The sequence below is a fragment of the Chryseobacterium culicis genome, assembly GCF_900108365.1.
Taxonomy (GTDB): Bacteria; Bacteroidota; Bacteroidia; order Flavobacteriales; family Weeksellaceae; genus Chryseobacterium; species Chryseobacterium culicis.
In genome coordinates, this window is record NZ_FNWQ01000007.1 from 63,832 (window position 1) to 83,923 (window position 20,092).

The window sequence follows — 20,092 nt, forward strand, 5'->3', positions numbered from 1 at the left end:
TACAAATTTAGTTTTTTATTTAAGATAAGCGGGCAGTTCCATTGGGACTTCCATTAATAATACTTCTGTGTCCTCCACGGCTTCAATATTAAAGCTTTGTGTATCCCAGATTCCCAATCCGTCTCTTTCATTCAGAATACGGTCTCCTATTTTTGCGCTTCCTTTTAAAACAAATGCATACACTCCGTTTCCTTTTTTGTTGAGCATGTAATTTTTACCGTTTCCTTTTGTAAAATTGGCTATATTGAACCATGCATCCTGATGAATCCATACGCCGTCATCATTTTTATCGGGAGATAGGATCTGCTGGAATCCATTGATTTTTTCTCCTTCTTTGATACTTTTCTGATCATATCTTGGTTCAACGTTCTGCTCTCTGGGGAAAACCCAGATCTGCAGGAATTTTACCTCCTCGTCTTTATTTTTATTGTATTCGCTGTGCATTACACCGGTTCCGGCACTCATCACCTGGATTTCTCCTTTTCTGATTACCGCTGTAGTTCCCATTGAATCTTTATGTTCCAAATCTCCTTCCAAAGGAATAGATATAATTTCCATATCCCTGTGCGGATGTGTTCCGAAGCCCATTCCCTGAGAAACGGTGTCATCGTTCAATACTCTTAAAACGCCAAAGTTTGTTCTGTCTCTGTTTTGATAGTTGGCAAAACTGAATGTATGGTAAGAATTTAACCATCCGTGGTTGGCATGGCCTCTTGAATCTGCTTTATGATATACTGTTTTCATTTTCTGTGATTATTTATAGTACAAATGTACGGCATGTGGACATTTTAAAAGTTGATGTAGGGTAAGAAAGGAAATTTATTGGGTAAAAAGCTTGAGAAAGTAAAAATATCAGCTAGGTTGGATTACGCAAAGACTCGATTTTTTTTACTTTCAATATGTTTTTAAGGCGCCAGGATTTTATCTCCGATAAAATTTGTGCTGGATATGATTTAAAGAATTTGGAGGATTATATAAATGTAAACATTTGTGTCATTTGTTTAGTCTACGGGAGGCAATTAGATTATAATATCAACATAGATTAAAAATTTGATTAAAATCAGTTATCAAACAGCATTCATAAAAGCCGCACAAGTAGGCATAAACAATACAATGTATTGAATATCAAATATTTACAATATAGAATTATATCTAAAAGGCAATCCGGTTTTGGATTTATGAAATAATTACATTTGCCCCGTTTAACACAAATAATAAAAAAAAATGATTAAAAAAGCTCTATTTTTAAGTATTGCAGCTCTAGGTATGTTCTCGTGCAGCAGTGATGATGATACCAATACCGTAAACGAACCAAGTATTGTTGGCAAATGGCATCCATCCAAGTATATGGCCTATTCCGGCAAGGATGGAAGTATCATCACCAATGAATCATCTGACGCAGGGGTATGTGATAAAAAAAGCTTTATTGATTTGAATTCTGCTGGTAAATGGCATGAAATTGATTACTATGGAAATGCCGGAGGACAATGTACTGTTGATCTTGATACAACATACGATTATACCTACGATGCGGCCTCTAAAAAACTTCAGGTTAAGTATTCTAACGGAGCAACTGATGTATATACCGTAAAAAAATTAACAGATACACAATTAGAGCTTGTAGAACAACTTTTTGATACCGATGGTGATGGTATAAAAGATGAATTTACTACACTATTTAACAGAGAATAAAAGAAAACGAGGCTGTCCCAAAAGGATAGTCTCCTTTCTTTTTTATAAATTATTTTATATTTTGGCTGAAGCCAATTGATAAATACTACAAGAGAAAGCGGGCTAAAGCCCGCTTCTATTGAATTTTATTAGAATATATCAGATATAAATTGATATTTTGTGCTATTTCTAACTTTTAGTTTCCCATTAAAAATGTACCTGCTTAATCTCTTCTTCAATTTCCTTTGGAGTTTCATCTTCTGACTTAACGAAAATCATGGTTACTAAAGCCCCAATCAGCATACAGACACCGCCTACGACAACATAATCCATAGCCTGCTTTCCGAAAATACCGCTTACAACTGGTCCTCCGAATAAACCATTGATGATCTGTGGAATGACAATAAAGAAATTGAATATCCCCATATAAACACCCATTTTTCTCTGCGGAATGACTTCAATAAGCATTGCATAAGGCATTGCTAAAATACTTGCCCATGCAAAACCTAATCCAATCATGGAGATCCATAAATGGTTTACCTCTTTAATGAAGTACATTGAAACAAGCCCAAGACCTCCGCACAATAAAGCTAAAGCATGAGTCTGTTTCTTACCGATCAGTTTGGCAATAGGAGTTAAAAGAAAAGCAAACGGGATTGCCCAAAGATTATACATCCCAAAGAGTTTTCCTGTTAAGTCACCTGCATCATTGAATGCTTTGGAATGGGTATCTTCCGGAGAAAGCCCGAAATGATGGGTTGCCAATGCACTGGTCGTAAATACCCACATCGTAAACAGTGCAAACCATGAAAAAAACTGAACAATTCCCAGCTTTTTCATCTGGGAAGGAATCGCAGCAAAATCCTTGAAAATATCTGAAAATTTTGATTCGTGTTTTTCTCCGTCCTCCCTATCTTCAAAATCGGCAAACTCCTTTGGAGAATATTCTCTGGTTGTCATGATCGTATATAAGATAGATATGATAAGCAATCCTGCACCAATATAAAAAGAGTAAATCACATTATCTGCAACAAATCCGGCAGGAGCTTCATTGGAAATCCCTATTTTAGTCAACCAATCTGGAAGATAAGAGCCTAATACAGCTCCAATTCCAATGAGAATTGTTTGTACAGAAAATCCTATGGTACCCTGATGTTTTGGGAGCATATCTCCTACCAATGCCCTAAACGGCTCCATAGCAATATTCACAGAAGCATCCATCATAGCGAGGAATATTACCGCTAATAAAAGTGCATTAGCAGCAAACATCTGAGTAACAGAAGCAGCATTGGGAAGCAGTACCAATCCGATGGCACATAAGACCGCGCCAATTAAAAAGTAAGGTTTTCTTCTCCCAAGCGGGCTCCATGTATTATCACCCATATGGCCTATGATCGGCTGAACAATCAGCCCCGTAATGGGAGCAACCAGCCAGAACCACGACAGCTCATGAACATCAGCTCCCAAATTTCCGAGAATACGGCTGGCATTTCCATTCTGTAATCCAAATGCCATCTGAATTCCCAGAAAGCCCATGCTCATATTAATAATCTGAATCAGGGATAAGTCCGGTTTTATCTTTTTTCCGGAGGTACCCTTGTCATATCTTGCGTTCATTAATGCCATTCTGCTTTCAGTTTTTGAATTAATGCCTCTTCAATAGGTGCTTTTTCCGGAACAACTTTATCTACTACTTCGTTAGGAACTGTCATAGAAAGAACGTATTGCTTCACCTTCCAGCTTCCATTAATTTTTTCTACTACTCCGGAACCTCTGCATATTTTCATCTGGGTGTCCAGTAATTCATCAAACCATGCCAGATTTCCATCTTTACTGAAATATATATTTCGTTTAACGGCCTTAAAATTCCAGGTTTTCTTCTTGTCAAAATAAGGTTTTGCCCACACCATGAATTCTTTTTTATTCCAGATTTCCGTAGCATCTGTTCCAATGAAAGTAGATTCATCCGCAAAGAAGTTAAAATAGGCATTATAATCTGCCTTGGCAGCCGCGGTATTGAACCCGTCAAGCATAGTGCTTATTTCAGATCTTTCTTTCTCAAAGGTAGTCTTCGATTGTGCGGTGAGTATAGAAAATCCCATTATAAAGAGGATTATTGTATAAACTGTTGTTAGTTTTTTCATGTATACCAATTATTTTTTGAGTTCAATAATTAACGGAGTTTTTGCAGGAACATTCATGGTGTTTTGTAATGGAATTTCTTTTCCCGAAATTATTTCTTTTCCTTGTGTAAATCCTGTGAGAGATTCTGCGAAGCGCTTCAGGTCTAAGGTCTGATCTTTTTCATTATTATTGATCACCACCATCACACTTTCTTTCTCATTATATCTGAAATAAACAAAAACGCCATCCTGAGGAACAAAATTTTTAGTTTTTCCGTTATGAATGACTTCTTTTCCTTTTCTCCAGTTCAGTAATTTTTTTGTAAACTGGAAAAATTCTTGCTGCTCCGGAGTCTGAGAGGATGGAAGAAAAGCATTTTGTTTGTCAGACTTCCAGCCTCCAGGAAAATCTCTTCTGATATCTGCATCTCCGCCTGCATTTTTATCCCCACGCATTCCTATTTCCGATCCATAATAGATCTGCGGAATTCCTCTAACGGTCGAAATCAGAGTAAGCGCCATTTTATAAGCGTCAGGGTTGGCATTAAAGATTTCATTCCATCTTTCAGTATCATGATTTTCGAAGAAAACGAGAAGATTATTGAGATCAGGATACAGAAAATCGCTGGTAAAAGTATCATACATTTTTATCATCCCTTTATCCCAGCTTTCTTTTTCTTTTAGGGCTTTAGGCATATTTTCAAAAAGCATAAAATCCATTACAGACGGTAAATTTGAATTATATCCTGCAATTTGTCCAACTTTAGAGTCCTTCTGCCAGGCTGCAATTTGCGCTGCAGTATACAGCCACGTTTCGCCTACGATATTGAATTTCGGATACTCATCAGTGATTGCTTTAGCCCATTTTGCCATGGCTTCTTTATCATTATAAGGGTAAGTATCTACCCGAAGACCTCCTAAATCTGCATATTCTATCCACCAGATTGCATTTTGGGTCAGATATTTTAAAACCAAAGGATTTTTCTGATTGATATCCGGCATTGTAGTGTCAAACCAGCCATCCAGCGCATATTTTTTATCGATATCCGAAGCATTGGTATCAAACTGCGTTGTGGTTTTATAATTGGAACGTTTAAATCCGTTTTCTCCATCGTTAAACCAATGTATCCAGTCTTTTGAAGGAAGATCTTTGATCATCCAGTGTGAAGATCCCCAGTGATTGGTCACATAATCCATCACGAGCTTCATATTTCTTTTATTAAGATCCTGGGATAAGGTCTTGTACTCTTCATTGGTACCATAGCGGGCGTCTATTTTATACAGGTCAGTTTGGGCATAGCCATGATAAGAATAGACTTTTTCATTGTCTTCATTCACAGGCGTTAGCCAGACTGCTGTAGCTCCCAGATTCTGAATATAATCTAGATTACTAATAATACCGCGGAGATCTCCACCATGTCTTCCATTAGGTAAACTACGGTTTGCTTTTTCCGTAAGCTCCGGCCGTGAATCATTTTTCTCGTCGCCATTAGCAAAACGGTCCGGCATAATCAGGTACATCACATCTTTTGAAGTAAAAGATTCCCGATTGGCAGATCCGGGTTCTCTCTGTTTAAGTTCATAGGTGTATGAACCGATATTCTTTTTACCTTTTTGAATATTAATGGTAAACTTCGGAACATTTATTTCGTTGGTATTGACTGTAATAAAAACGTAATTGGGATTTTCTACCTTCCTGATGTCTTTAATATGTATTCCATCTGAAAGCACAACCTCATTATGGGCAATGTCTTTTCCATATACAAGAATCTGGAGTTCTGGATTTTTCATTCCTTTCCACCAAAAGGCGGGTTCCACTCTTTCCAGCGTTTTCTGGGAAAAAGCTACAGAAGCTATTGAAAGGGCTAATGCGGAGTATATTGTCTTCATATTAGAGTTCAATTTAGCATTAAATTTTCACATATCCATTTAAAAAAAGGAAGCAGACCAACTTTTTTTAAGGTTATTAATGTAATGTTTCAGAATTTAATAAATTCATTTACGCATTGATTAATAATATTTAATTTTTTCATAAAAAATTCATCTTAAATGTTAATTTTTCATACATTTTATTTTTAGTTTTACAAAAAAAGAAATGTTTGATTTCAGTAATATTTTTAAAACTGAAGGACCGGATGTGGTTTACAGCTGGACTATTCCGGTATTTGCTGTTATTATTTTTCTAGAAATGACTTACAGCCACTTTAATAAAGAGAAAATTTATGAGACCAGAGATGTAGCAACCAATGTTCTTTTTGCCCTATTGAACTATGGGCTGGATATCATTATGAAAGGTTTCTCCTTATTTGTTATGATGTTTTTTTATCATCACCGCCTCTTTGACTGGCAAGAGGGTGTTTGGTATTGGATCGCGGTATTTCTTGCTCAGGATTTTGCCTATTACGTACATCATTATGTAGATCATCACTCAAGGGTTTTCTGGGCTGTACATATTACCCATCACAATTCTGATTATTTCAATATCAGCACCGGATTCAGAAGTCCTGTCTTTCAGCCGTTGTACAGATATTTGTTTTTCTCTCCGTTAGCTTTTATGGGCTTTCATCCGTGGCATATTCTGGTGGCCTATTCTGCGATACAGATTTATGGTACTTTTGTGCACACCCAATCTATTAAAAGCATGGGATTTCTTGAATATATTCTGGTGACTCCTTCACATCACAGGGTACATCACGCCTGTAACATCAAGTATCTGGACAGAAATATGGGCATGGGACTGATAATCTGGGATAAAATTTTCGGAACTTTTGAAAAAGAAGATCCTGAAGTTCCCGTAAAATATGGGGTTTATCCTAAAATTACGTCTAAAGATCCTGCTACTATGCTTTTCTATGAATGGAGGAGAATAGGAAAAGATATCCGGCAGCCGGGATTATCTTTAAAAAATCGGGTAAAGTATCTTTTCTATTCACCGGGATGGAGGCATGACGGCACCGGCAAAACTGTAAAACAATATCAGAAGGAGTATAGAGAAAGGATGAAATATAAAAGTTTATTGGTAAAAGATCCGGTCTCAGAGACCGAATATCAGTATTCACCAGCGGAAAAACCATCGGGAGATCAGTAATTCTTCTGCAAAAAAATACCCCGGACATCAATACTGACGAACCGGGGCACCTTAGTGTCTCTTCAAATTATTTTACAGGCTTTACAGAAATTGCGAAACCGCCGCTTCTTGCCATTTTAAAATTAATTTTTGATTTACTTGTAATCTCTTTTTTATAGATATTATAGCTTTGAGGATTATCAATATAATCAGCGTCTTTTCCATCTTCATAGATTGTTGCTTCATATTTCTTTCCTTTGTCCAGGAATGAGAAGTCCACTGTATAGTCACGTTTGTTTTCATCGGTAATACCTCCTACAAACCAGTTTTCAGTACCTTTTGCTTTTCTTGCAGTAACGACATAGTCTCCCGGTTCTGCAGATAAGATTTTTGTATCATCCCAATCTGCTGCTACGTCTTTGATAAACTGGAATGCATCCATATGCTTTTTGTAGTTTTCAGGCAGATCTGCCGCCATCTGAAGAGGCATATACATGGTTACATAAAGAGCCAGCTGCTTTACCAGGGTAGTTTTTACAAAACGGTTATCTCCAGGGAAATAATAATCCAGTTTTGTCTGGAAAATTCCCGGTGTATAATCCATAGAACCTCCCATCCATCTTGTAAATGGCAGAACGGTCTGATGGTCTGGTTTATTTCCTCCGAATGCTTCATATTCTGTTCCACGTGCGGCTTCTGCAGAAATATAATTCGGGTAGGTACGGCTTTCTCCTGTTGGACGTACAGATTCGTGGGAATTGACCATGATTTTATAGTCATTTGCTTTTTCTGCAATTCTGTAAAAATGATTAATTGTCCATTGAGAATAGTGGTGCTCTCCTCTAGGAATAATATCACCTACGTACCCTGTTTTCACAGCATCATAACCATATTTGTTCATGGTTTGGAAAGCTTTATCTGCCCATCTTTCATAGTTCGTGGCAGAACCGGAAGTTTCATGGTGCATGATGAGCTTAATGCCTTTTGAATGTGCATATTCATTCAACATTTTGATATCAAAATCCGGATAAGGGGTAATGAAATCGAAAACAAATTCTTTAGAGTGTCCGAACCAGTCTTCCCAACCGATATTCCAGCCTTCAATTAACAAGCCCTGGAAACCGTTTTCTGCAGCAAAGTCAATATATTCTTTAACTTTTGTATTATTGGCTGCGTGTTTTCCATTTGGAGTTAATTTTGTAAAATCTGTTTTACCTAAATGAACATTTTCCGCTGTAGAATATGCCCATTGCGATTTTCCGATGATCATTTCCCACCATACTCCCATATATTTTGTAGGATGAATGTAAGAGGTGTCTGTATATTTTGTAGGCTCATTAAGGTTAAAGATCATTTTAGAATCCATTACCTGCTCTGCTTTCGGTGCTACAATAATGGTTCTCCAAGGCGTTACCGACGGCGTCTGAATATACCCTTTTGCACCCTGTCTGTCAGCAGTTAAATGCGTTTTGAATTTATAATTCTGTGCGTCTACTTCAAGGTGTGAAGCCGGATAATCTAATACGGCTGCTTCTGCAACATTGATATACAAAGGCTCTTTTCCTTCCTTTTTAAGCATCAACGGAGACTGAACTGCATTTTTCACCAATGTCTGCGAAGCGTTGGCATCATATGCTTTATCCCATTTTGCCGGAATTTCAGAAACTTTTGTTTCTTGATACTGATATTCCTGAGAATCGTAATCTGCAACCATCCACCATGCCTTCATATCGGTAGGGAAGTCAATTTCAGAATCTTCCTCTCTGATTACGAAATAGTTAAGATTTTTTTGTTGTGGAAATTCATATCTGAAACCCAAACCATCATTGAATAATCTGAATTTCACGACAATACTTCTGTCTGTAGAAGCCTGGTTCAGGGTAACTGCCAGTTCATTGTAATGATTGATATAGTTTTTCTTTTCTCCCAAAACCGGCTGCCAGGTTTCATTTTTGGAGTCTCTTTTTTCATCTGTCTTTGCAAAACCGTTATTCAGATCGAATTTTGCATCTTCTGGTTTGGCTATTTCAGAAGCAAATTTTATGGCTGTGTCTTTAAATAATCTTAATCCCAATTTAGAATCTTCTACTACTACTGCACCATTATATTTCAGGTTATAGTATGGAACTCCAGCTTTCAGCTGAAAATTCATTTCGAACTTTCCGTCCGGAGATTTTAAAGATTGGGCTTTCAAACCTGTAAACATCATTGAGAGCATAAGCGCTCCAACTGTAATTTTCTTCATAATGACTATTTAATTAACTTAAAAAATAGATAAAGTGCTGCTTATCGCAGCACTTTGCTTTATAAACTCAATATTCTTATAATTTTGTAATCTTCAACTTGTAATATGCTGAATTATGCAAATCCAGTTCAATTTTATAGTTTCCTGCTTCTGAAACTTTATATCCAGGATCTCCCGTTACAGTATTCTCTGAACTTAAATAAGACTGAACAGCAGTTCCGGAAACCAAAGTCTGATCTGCATCTTTTGGCTGGAATTTCATTGCCCAATCATCATTGGCTCTGAATTTAAACACTCCGGTAGTGGATAATGCGATTGAATTGATTACAAAGGTTTTGGTTGCAGGGTTGTATACAAAATCAGTATCTGATCCCCAACCGGTAGGCGTAGCGTCACCAATAACACCAAAGTTTGCAATAACTGAAGAATAAGTATTTGCAGCCCAGTTTACTTTTATGTAATAGGTTCCTGCAGCAGGAGCTTTTATATTATCTCCATCTGCCTTCAGTTTTCCGGAATTGCTTCCGTCATCTCCTTTATTTCCCGGCCAGTCCTGATTGATCGCAAATTTATATTTTCCATCTTCAGCGCCAGCTACAGTATTGATCCAGATAAATCCTCTGTACTCATCATTCTTTCCCGGAGAAAACAAATTCGGAGAGTTAGCCGGGGTCCAGTTTGCATACCCTGCCGCTCCTGCATAACTTCCCGGTACATTAATCTTAGGATATACCAAATCCGGGTTGGGAGTATAAGGAGTGACCTTAATAGCTACAACATTAGAATAAAAAGCAGCTGATCCTACAGAAGTTTTCAATCTTACCTCGATATCATTGACAACATCCGGAACAGCTCCAATGGAAAACATTGCGGCATTCATTGCAGCATTGGTTACAGGACCTGAAGTCATATCATTGGAAAAATCAACGGAAGCACTTTTTTTGAAGTTATCCCCTTTGATTCCAAATTCTAATTGTTGACTTGAAACAACGGAAATATTGTATGTAGGTTTTGTCCAGTTAAAAGTGATTACAGCAACATTAGCATTAAGCTCATTAAGAACAATTGCACTTTTATCTGCAGATAACTTACCTGCAGATGTTTCAGTAATAACTGCCTGATCCTCGTCTTTTTCACAGGAAAAAACTATAAGTCCGGTAAAAACCAGGGCTAATATTTTGAATAAATTTTTCATTTCAAATGTTTTAAAATTAATATCCAGGGTTCTGAATAAGATTAGGGTTAGCAATAATATCTTTTGCAGGGATAGGATAAAGGTTTCTGTAATTTTCTACCGCTTTACCTTCTTTTACATTTCCTTTCCATGGCCATAGATAATCTCCTGTAGTAAATTTCCCAAATCTAATTAAGTCTGTACGTCTCGTCATTTCCCAAGATAATTCTCTTGCTCTTTCATCTAAAATGAAGTCTAAATTAATTGAAGCTACATTTCCGCTCGTATTTCCGTAAGCTCTTTGTCTTAATTGATTAACATAATCAATTGCAGTAGAAATATTTCCGTTTCCTCCTCTTAGTGTTGCCTCAGCATACATTAAATAAATATCTGCCAAACGGTATAATGGAATATCTGCCTCTACCCAGTTACTATTAGATCCAGGCGTTCCATCACTTTTAATATTTTTAAATTTGATGAATGCATAGCCATCATTAAATGAACCTAAATCATTTATTTCTAAACTCTGCCCACTTGTATAGAAGTTACCTCTTTTATCACTACCGTTTGTCGGAAACTTATTTACTAACGCTTTTGTAGTTCTAATACCACTCCATCCGCCATTAATACCAAAATCTGCAGCCGGCATTGTTCCTCCTACTGAAGCATGTACTAAATAGGTTGTTCCACCGTTAGTCTGGGTATTGATCCCATCAAAATTAACAGTAAGAATTGCTTCCGGATTATTAACATTATTATCTGCTAAGAATAAAGAACCATAATTTGATTTCAATGAATACCCTGCCCCAATTATTTTATTACAATAAGTGATAACATCATTGTTTCTTTGTGTACCTGTATAAACACCAGCATTTAAATATAATCTGGCTAACAATGACCATGCTGCCGCTTTATCAGCTCTTCCATAGGCATTGGTCCTCGGATCTTTCAAATCATTTGAACAGGCTAATAATTCCTGCTCAACATAATTGAACAATGCAGCTCTTTCTATTCTTTGAGGTGGATTAACAGATCCCGGAAGATAGTTTTCATCCACAAAAGGTACATTTCCAAAAAGATCTAACGCATGATAATATGATTGAGCTCTCAAAAATCTTGCTTCAGCACGCATACGTTTAGCTTCTGCAAGATTATCTCCTGTAATATTATTAGACGCAAGTTTTTCATCTGTTACATTTCTAAGAAACTCATTACAGAAGGCAATTTCTGTAAAAATTCTGTAATACATTGCTGCCACAAATTCATTGGAAGAATCCCAAGTCATTTTGTGAATAGTATGCAAGTTTCCATCGTTCCACCCAATTACAGCTTCATCAGTAGAAATTACATCTAAAGTATACATCAATCTTGTATATTGAGAAAAACCTCCATTTACTCCATTAATATCACTGTTTGGCGGATCTCCGTCACCACTTACCTGTCCTCCCATAGCAAGACCACCATATAATTTTGCTAGCGCATTAGGATAATTGGCAAAATTGGCAAAAACACTGGCAGATGTAACATCGGTAATAGGTTCTCTTTCAAGATCATTAACACAGGATGTTGTGGAAAGTAGCATGACAACAGAAGCTGATAAAATTAGACTTCTGAATTTTATTTTATTTGATTTCATCTTTTTATTTATTTAAAATTGAAAATTAAAACCTAAAGAGTATACTTTTGGACTCTGATAATAACCATTATCAATTCCTCCAAAAACTTCAGGGTCAACACCAGAATATTTTGTAATTACAAAAACATTCTGAGCCATTGCATACACCTTCAGATTACTTCCTTTTGTAAATAATTCTCCAAAATTATATCCGATATTTATATTATCTAATCTAAAGAATGAGGCATTTTCTACGAATATATCTGAAAACGCTCTGTTAGCATCTTTAAATTTATACTCCGGTGCAGTATTGAAAACGTTTTGCAAATATTCGTTTGTAGAGGCAGACTGTAAAGAACTATTAGATGAGGCATTGTTATAAACATAGTTACCCAGAACAGCTCTTGCGCTTAAACCGAAATCCCAATTTTTCACAGATAATTTAGTTGAGAATCCTAAAAGTGCATCAGGAGTAGTAGACTTGTAATAATATTTATCATAAACATCTATTTTACCATCATTATTTCTATCCACAAATGCACCATCTATAGGTTTTCCAGCACTGTCATAAACCTGCTGATATACCCAAAATGCATTTGGAGCATAGCCTACAGCGTGAGCTTGTATTGTATTTCCAGCACCTCCTTCAATTCCACCCACAGGAATATTAAAGCTTGCATCCGCTCTTGTTAATAAATTAGTAATAACCGGTTTATAATGGGTAGCATTGAAATTTAATTCCCATGTTGTTTTCCCATTTTTAATAGGAATTACTGTAATGCTTGCTTCAATTCCCTTATTCTCCATATTTCCTACATTTAGGAGGTTGTGATTACTTAAATCACCTGCAGCAATAGGAGAATCTACCAATAGTTTCTCAGTATCCTTTCTGAACAAATCAATAGAACCCATGATCCTGTTATTCAAAAATCCATAATCTAATCCGATATTTTTGGTAGTAGTTGTTTCCCATGTAAGGTAAGGGTTGTAGATATTGGCACGGAACATATAATAATACTGTTCTCCAAATTGATAGTTTGCCCCCGCACCACTTGGGTTATAAGCTGCAAAAGCAGGATAATTATTAGGTTTATTAGCATCAAGCCCCGGAAGTTCCTGCTGTCCTGTTTTCCCCCAACCAGCTCTTAATTTTAATGTACTTATAGAGGAAATATTTTTAATAAAACTTTCTTCATTTAATTTCCATGCAACAGAAACTCCCGGAAAGTTCCCCCAAAGGTTATCTCTGGTTCCGTTAAAGAAACGGGAAGAGCCATCTCTTCTTAGTGATCCGGAAATAATATACTTATTGGCGATTGTAAATATTGCCCTTCCATAAAAAGATATTAATGTATTTCTTGTTTCAAAATCATTATTAATTTGAGTTGGGGCATTTCCTTTATAATTGATAGCTCCAGGAATTGATGTTAAGAAATCCTGATAAGAATACCCGGCTGTAAGGTCCACTCCGGTATTAATCGCTGAAATATTCTTAACATAGTTAAAATAAGTTTCTAACAACTTATTCTTCTTTTCCATGCTGTAAATATTTGAACTTCCTTTATCATTGAATCCTGATTTATACCTTGCATCAATTTTCTTTTGTCCCTCACTTTTAGTATAATCATATCCGGCATTTACATTAAAATGTAAATCTGGAAGAAAGTGGAATTTATAATCCAACTGTGCATTTCCTAAACCTCTTGTAACTGATGAAACATCATGTATGGCCATTAAAGTAGCAAGTGGGTTAGCATTTGCATTTACGTTTAACCCTCCATTTAGAAGCCACTCATAATATCCGCCATAATTTGAGTTACCTGAATATACCGGCTGAGTTGGGTCAAAATAGGTGGCAGATTTAATAACACCTCCATCTGCAAATCTATTATCTGTAAAAGTACCTTTAGCACTTACATTCACGGATAAATGATTATCAAAAAATTTAGGATTTAGATTTAATCCCACAGAAGTCCTTCTAAATGAGTTTGTTCTCACAATACCGTTCTGCTCATTATATCCGACTGATAATCTGTATGGCAAACCTTTTATTCCTCCGGAAATAGCAACATTATTATCTGTTCCCCAAGCCTTCTGATAAATCAAATCTTGCCAATTTGTATTTGCTGTCCCCAATTTTGCTTTATATGCATCAGAAGCATAGGTATTCACAAAATTTCTAAACTCATCAGCATTAAGGACATCCACATTACCCATTTTAGTAGATAATGAAGCTACTGTTGAAAAATTCACTTTAAGCTTTCCTGCTGTTCCTTTTTTGGTTGTAATTAAAATAACACCATTGGTAGCACGGTTACCATAAATGGCTGTTGCAGAGGCATCCTTTAAAATATCAAATGTTTCAATGTCATTTGGGTTAATTAAAGACAATGGATCCGCTGCTCCATTTACTCCCGTAAAATCCTGTGGTACGCCATCAATTACAATTAACGGAGAGTTATTACCATTCAGGGAAGCTGTACCTCTGATTCTAATTGCAGTTCCGGATCCCGGTGCTCCACTGTTGTTGGTAATCTGTACCCCTGGTGTTTTACCCTGGATGAGCTGACCTGCGGAAGTAGCACCTCCGTTAAAGTCTTTCGCTGTAACTGAAGTGATGGAACCGGTAAGGTCAGATTTTTTCTGTTTTCCGTACCCGATCAAAACCACTTCGTCAATTTTCTTCTCCTGAGGAAGAGAATCCTTTTTCTGCGCGTGCATTACTGTACTTGCCAATAAAAAAGCGGGCGCAATTTTCAAAACTGTTGTAAAGTTCTTCACAATCATATTTTTTTATAGTTTCGTTTTTTTCAGTCATTTTTAGGCCTAGAGCCAGACTCGCAATTTATAAAAAAATTAGAATTATCATAAATTTAATATAATTTTAGCTAAAATTATGTATATTACGAAACCGGTTTTAGTTAGTTTTTTAGGATCCAATATTTTACAACGTCTTATGCTTTGCATAATATTTATTTTAATTTAACAATTTGTTAAACGTTTGTTTAACTTAATTTTCTATTCAGCCTTTCAAAATGGCAATCTTGACCATAATAACACCACCAATAGCAGTATTCAACAGATATTCCTTATCTTTGTAGTCAAAACTTTACTATAAATGTCAAACAGAAAGATGATTACGGCAGCTTTGCCTTATGCAAACGGGCCGGTTCATATAGGACATTTGGCAGGTGTTTATATTCCTGCGGATGTTTACGCAAGATTTCAGAGAAGATTAGGAAAAGATGTAGCGTTTATCTGTGGTTCGGATGAGCACGGTATTCCTATTACGATAAGAGCTAAAAAAGAAGGAGTAACTCCTCAGGATATCGTTGACAAATATCACGAAATCATTAAAAAATCTTTTTCTGACCTCGGTATTTCATTTGATGAGTATTCCAGAACAACGTCTAAAAAGCATTATGAAACCAGTCAGGATTTCTTCAAGGTTTTATACGAAAAAGGAAAATTCACGGAAGAAATTTCTGAACAGTATTTTGATGAGCAGGCAGGAGAATTTCTTGCTGACCGTTATATTGTAGGAACGTGTCCTAATTGTGGTAACGAAAATGCTTATGGTGACCAGTGTGAGAAATGTGGCTCTACCCTTTCTCCTTCTGAGCTGATCAACCCGAAATCAATGCTTAGCGGAAATGTTCCTATTCTTAAAGAAACAAAAAACTGGTATCTTCCATTAAACGAATACGAAGACTTTTTAAATGAATGGATCATTGAAGGCCACAAGGATGACTGGAAGCCCAACGTGTACGGACAGGTTAAATCATGGTTGAATGACGGTCTTAAGCCCCGTGCGATGACCAGAGATCTGAACTGGGGGGTTCCCGTTCCTCTTCCCAATGCTGAAGGAAAGGTTTTATACGTATGGTTTGATGCTCCTATCGGGTATATCTCTTTCACCAAAGAATGGGCAGAGAAAAACGGAAAAGACTGGAAAGACTACTGGCAGAGTCCAGACAGTGATCTGGTACATTTTATCGGAAAGGATAATATTGTATTCCACTGTATTATTTTCCCTTCTATGATGAAAGCTCACGGAGATTACATCATGCCGGCTAATGTTCCTGCTTTTGAATTCCTGAATCTTGAGAATGATAAAATCTCAACCTCAAGAAACTGGGCGGTATGGGCGCATGAATATGTAGAAGACTTCCCCGGGCAGCAGGATGTGTTAAGATATGCTCTTCTTTCATCGGCTCCTGAAACAAAGGATAATAACTTTACATGGAAGGATTTCCAGACAAAGAATAATTCTGAATTAGCTAATATTTTTGGTAACTTCATTAATCGTGTTGCAGTATTAATTAACAAAAACTTTGAAGGAAAAGTTCCTGAAGGAGATGTAAATGCACCAGAATTAGAAGAAATCAGCAAAAGAGCTGTAGAAATCAGAAACTCTCTTGAAAATTATGAATTCAGAAATGCATTAACAGCATTTATGAATCTTGCAAGATTTGGAAATCAATACTTGCAGAATGAAGAGCCTTGGAAAACGGTTAAAAATGATATTGAGAAAACCAAAAATACATTATTTATTGGAGCTCAAATTTCAGTTGCACTAGCAAATTTAGCTGAACCATTCTTACCTTTTACAGCACAAAAATTATATGAAATTTTTAATGTAGAACAAAAAACATGGTCTGAAGTTGAGAATTCAAAAGTATTAATTGAAGCTGGTCATTTAATAATGGCAAATGCTCCAATTTTATTCTCTCAAATTTCAGATGATGTCATCGAAGCACAAATCCAAAAGCTGGAGGACACAAAACAAAACAATAAAAAGACAAACCCTAACGCAAACCCTATGAAAGAAGAGATCACATTTGATGACTTTACTAAAATAGACCTTAGAACAGCTACCATTTTAGAAGCTGAAAAAGTAGAAAAAGCAGACAAATTATTAAAACTTACTGTAGATACAGGAGTAGATGTAAGAACTGTTGTTTCCGGTATTGCAGAAAGTTTCTCTCCTGAAGAATTAATCGGGAAACAGGTAATGATCCTTCTGAACCTTGCTCCAAGAAAAATCAGAGGAATTGAATCTCAGGGTATGTTACTTTTAACAACCAAACCAGACGGAAAATTATCTTTCGTAACACCGGATGACAGCAATGTTGAAAACGGGATTGAGATCGGATAAAATGCCCTATTTAATTATGAAAAAAATAGGATTTTCATTATTTGTTTTTGGGGGTAACTCTATTAAATGCACAAAAAAGAGATTATCTTTTGCTCAATAATGATAAAAACGGTGTTAAGTGGAGTTATTCATTTGATAAAAAAACAGATGATGGATTTTATTCCTGGGTCAAAGCTGACTATACAGAACAACAGGATCCGATGGTGGAATCTAATGAATATTTCATACAATTCAGATGCTCCGATAAAACAATGTCAGACCAAATTGTTCAAATCAACTATCGAGATCAGGAACATCAAATGGATAAAACTAAAATGCCATTCAGATCAATTTCAGAAAACAGCATTTTTTATTCATTACTGAAAAAACATTGTAAATAAAAAAAGACCGTCATAATGACGGTCTTTTTTACTGTCTGAATATAGTTGTATTTCATTATACATATATTTGTAATGTGATAAGAATTAACAGAAGTATTTTAAGAAAGCTCTCCACGCGTGAATTGGAGGCCTATCTAAAAGAAGGCAACCGGTTTGTTCCAGAGGCTGTTCAGATGGCTTTTGAAATTCTGGAAGAAAGAGGGCGTGTTTTCAGTGAGCAGGAAAAAACGGCCATTCAACAATTCATTCAGTATAAAAAAGAACAGGAGGAAGCAAAACGTGCAGAAGAGGTTGAAGTGTGGAAAGATTATATTACAGAAGATCCTGAGGCTATTCAACTTTATTCACGGATGACTATTTTTGTCAGCAGTATTTTGTTCAGCACAATTCCCGGAGCTATTTTACTCTCTCTTAATTTAATCAAACTCAAAAAATACTTCTCTGCTATTCTTACAATGGCATTTGGTATGTTGTTTTTTATATTTCAAAAATACGTTTTGCTATCCCATTTTGATTTCGGTACAACTTCCAGATACAGTCCAGAAATTGGAGTTATTTCAGTTGGAGCTTTGGGCTTGCTTGTCATCAGCGTTTTAGCCACTCCCAAAAAACTTCCTTACCGTGCAGAATCTTATATTCTTCCTGTAGTTTTATGTGCCGGAACCGCTGTTCTGATGTATTTTTATTTTCAGGAATGGTTTTCTTTCTATCCGTTGGCAAGAGCCATTCATCTATTCAGACAATAATAAGGAGCTGATTCCCGCTATCCACTTTTACTCCTCGCTCCCGGCTGCCACCCTGAGCGTAGTCGAAGGGCCTCTTCTTTGCTGTGGGGTAACCGTTACTATCGGGGCTGGAAATAGTACAAAAAAAGTCATCCCGGTTTACAGGATGACGATATATTGATTCCTAAGATTGCTTCGCTTTCAGCTCGCAATGACTTGTTGCAAATCATTTCTTAGTCAGTTTTGCCAGGTAAGAATCCTCATCTTTTAAAACTTTCTCTATTTTGAAACCATTATTTGTGGCAGCATTTTTTAACGTATTAAAGTCAAGGTACAGCCAGGTAATGGGCTCTTCAGATTCTCCTTTATAATGAACTACATATCCTAACTCTCCATAATAACCTCCGGCAGGAATATAGACTCCGCCATCTTTATCACGGTCAAACATGTAAAGAATATCTGTACTGTCAATCAGAACCTGTCCTTTATCATTGAGTAAAGTATGCAGTTTCTGAAGGTAAGTATCAATTTTTGCTAGCCTTTCAAAGACGCCGGTTCCGTTCATCAGCAATAAAATCGTATCAAATTTCTCCCCGGAAAAATGAAGCATATTTTCACAAACTGCTTTTTTTACTCCCCTGAGCTTACAAACTTCAACAGATTTTGGGGAAATGTCCAATGCAGTCACATCAAGATTTTTTTCATTCTGAAGATATAAGGAATGAGACCCCGCACCTGCTCCGATATCCAGAACTTTTCCGCCGGATAGCTGCAGTGCTTTCTGCTCAATATCATTCATTTCTTCAAAATCTCTGAATAAATAATCCACCGGGAGCTCATCCAGCTCAGAAATTGACGTTTCAGTCTGCAGATCTTCAGGATTGTCATTGTGGTAATAATCCCAGATCGCTCTGCCCATTAAATCTTTCATAGGGCAAAGATACGGGTTCGGGGTGATAGTTCCCATTTTATTTTGTTGCAGGTACGGGATGCTGGTTGTTTTTATTCGTAATTATCCCACAACGTTAAACTCTCTCAAATCCTCAAACTCAAAATCCCTTCCGCCTACTCCATCGAGTCCTTCTCCTTATGCCTGTCTGCCTGAGATTCATTCTCCGCAACTCCTGCTTTCCAGTAAGAATAGGCATATAATTCCTGGGAGGTCCAGTTTTTTTCTTTTCTCAGATACGTACGGATTTCTTTCACACTTGAAAACTCACAGGCTACGTAGCCAAATTTTGCAGTTTCAGGAATATCTAAACTTTTTACGGCATCTGAAATTTTACTGCCTCTATGAGGCTGTTCATTGTGCAGCCATTTGAAATCAATCTTAGCTTTGGTTTCAAGCCGCTGTTCATCTTCTTTTCCGTGAACTTCAATAATACATGTTCCGTTTGCTGTTTCAGGAAGTGTTTCCAAAATAGCACTGATCACCGGGATGGCTGTAGCATCTCCTGCGAGAAGGTACCAGTCTGCAGCGGGATAAAGCTCTTTTGCTTCCAGACGCATCATTACGCCCAGCTTTGAACCTGCCTCAGCCTCTCTTGCCCATCTGGAAGCAGGACCGCCGTCTCCGTGATCCGCAAAATCAATGATCAGTTCATTTTTTTCCAGATCAATTCCTCTGTGGGTATACGTTCTGATGGCCGGAGCTACTTCTTTTGGAGGATGTACCCATTGCTGATTTTCATCGAGTGTCGGGAAATGAATTTCATTCAGCCCAACCGGTGGAACAGCAATTTTATTATTGTCTCCCACGGTAGTGTTTTTGAATATCTGAACTTCAGGTGAATATAAATAGACTCTGATAAAATGGTCAGTAATATATTCTTTTCTGGTTACTTCGGCAACAATCTGCCCTGTTGAAACTTTAGCCATAACTGATTCTTTACAAGTTAAAATCCGGTTTCCGATCAATTCAGAAACCGGATTTG

14 protein-coding genes are annotated in these 20,092 nt (G+C 36.8%); 4 read left to right on the forward strand and 10 right to left on the reverse strand.

Annotated features, from left to right (window positions below):
* Positions 1–15: 15 nt before the first annotated feature.
* On the reverse strand, positions 16–744 hold the full coding sequence (locus BLW74_RS19710; RefSeq protein WP_089695453.1) for a pirin family protein: 729 nt from the start codon (positions 742–744) through the stop codon (positions 16–18).
* Positions 745–1,224: 480 nt separating this feature from the next.
* Here BLW74_RS19710 and BLW74_RS19715 point away from each other — a divergent pair, with 480 nt between their 5' ends.
* Positions 1,225–1,692, forward strand: coding sequence for a lipocalin-like domain-containing protein (locus tag BLW74_RS19715; protein WP_089695458.1), 468 nt, complete (start codon positions 1,225–1,227; stop codon positions 1,690–1,692).
* Between the two features lie 186 nt (positions 1,693–1,878).
* Here the strand turns inward: BLW74_RS19715 and BLW74_RS19720 are convergent, their stop codons facing one another.
* From BLW74_RS19720 to BLW74_RS19730, 3 genes are read right to left on the reverse strand one after another with little or no spacing between them, the layout of a single operon-like run.
* The gene (locus BLW74_RS19720; RefSeq protein ID WP_089695461.1) at positions 1,879–3,297 is read right to left on the reverse strand and encodes an MFS transporter; all 1,419 of its coding nucleotides are present in this window, start codon (positions 3,295–3,297) and stop codon (positions 1,879–1,881) included.
* Positions 3,288–3,815, reverse strand: a complete 528-nt coding sequence (locus tag BLW74_RS19725) for a nuclear transport factor 2 family protein (RefSeq protein WP_089695464.1) — start codon at positions 3,813–3,815, stop codon at positions 3,288–3,290. Before BLW74_RS19725 ends, BLW74_RS19720 begins: the two co-directional genes overlap by 10 nt.
* Positions 3,816–3,824: 9 nt before the next feature.
* Positions 3,825–5,684 carry a glycoside hydrolase family 13 protein gene (locus BLW74_RS19730; RefSeq protein WP_089695467.1) on the reverse strand — a complete coding sequence of 620 codons (1,860 nt, stop codon included), beginning with the start codon at positions 5,682–5,684 and terminating at the stop codon, positions 3,825–3,827.
* 205 nt (positions 5,685–5,889) lie between these two features.
* Between BLW74_RS19730 and BLW74_RS19735 the strand changes: the two genes are divergently transcribed.
* Complete coding sequence (locus tag BLW74_RS19735; RefSeq protein WP_089695468.1) at positions 5,890–6,882, forward strand: sterol desaturase family protein; 993 nt, start codon at positions 5,890–5,892, stop codon at positions 6,880–6,882.
* A 67-nt stretch (positions 6,883–6,949) separates the two neighbouring features.
* Here BLW74_RS19735 and BLW74_RS19740 read toward each other — a convergent pair whose 3' ends face one another.
* From BLW74_RS19740 to BLW74_RS19755, 4 genes are all read right to left on the reverse strand, one after another.
* Positions 6,950–9,106, reverse strand: a complete 2,157-nt coding sequence (locus BLW74_RS19740) for a glycoside hydrolase family 97 protein (protein WP_089695473.1) — start codon at positions 9,104–9,106, stop codon at positions 6,950–6,952.
* A gap of 76 nt (positions 9,107–9,182) precedes the next feature.
* Entirely contained in the window at positions 9,183–10,301 is a 1,119-nt protein-coding gene (locus tag BLW74_RS19745) for a SusE domain-containing protein (RefSeq protein WP_089695476.1), read from the reverse strand.
* Positions 10,302–10,317: 16 nt separating this feature from the next.
* On the reverse strand, positions 10,318–11,916 hold the full coding sequence (locus BLW74_RS19750; protein ID WP_089695478.1) for a RagB/SusD family nutrient uptake outer membrane protein: 1,599 nt from the start codon (positions 11,914–11,916) through the stop codon (positions 10,318–10,320).
* Positions 11,917–11,928: 12 nt separating this feature from the next.
* Positions 11,929–14,676 carry a SusC/RagA family TonB-linked outer membrane protein gene (locus BLW74_RS19755; protein ID WP_089696167.1) on the reverse strand — a complete coding sequence of 916 codons (2,748 nt, stop codon included), beginning with the start codon at positions 14,674–14,676 and terminating at the stop codon, positions 11,929–11,931.
* A gap of 337 nt (positions 14,677–15,013) precedes the next feature.
* On the opposite strand from BLW74_RS19755, the gene metG reads away from it, so the two are divergent.
* Both metG and BLW74_RS19770 read left to right on the forward strand, forming a co-directional pair.
* Positions 15,014–17,053 (forward strand): methionine--tRNA ligase, encoded by a 2,040-nt coding sequence (gene metG / locus BLW74_RS19760; protein WP_089695482.1) that lies wholly within the window; start codon positions 15,014–15,016, stop codon positions 17,051–17,053.
* A gap of 454 nt (positions 17,054–17,507) precedes the next feature.
* Entirely contained in the window at positions 17,508–18,179 is a 672-nt protein-coding gene (locus tag BLW74_RS19770; RefSeq protein WP_089695488.1) for a hypothetical protein, read from the forward strand.
* 205 nt (positions 18,180–18,384) lie between these two features.
* On the opposite strand, the gene BLW74_RS19775 is transcribed toward BLW74_RS19770, so the two are convergent.
* Positions 18,385–19,089 (reverse strand): class I SAM-dependent methyltransferase, encoded by a 705-nt coding sequence (locus BLW74_RS19775; protein ID WP_089695491.1) that lies wholly within the window; start codon positions 19,087–19,089, stop codon positions 18,385–18,387.
* Positions 19,090–19,223: 134 nt separating this feature from the next.
* Positions 19,224–20,036, reverse strand: coding sequence for a siderophore-interacting protein (locus tag BLW74_RS19780; RefSeq protein WP_089695493.1), 813 nt, complete (start codon positions 20,034–20,036; stop codon positions 19,224–19,226).
* Positions 20,037–20,092: the final 56 nt, after the last annotated feature.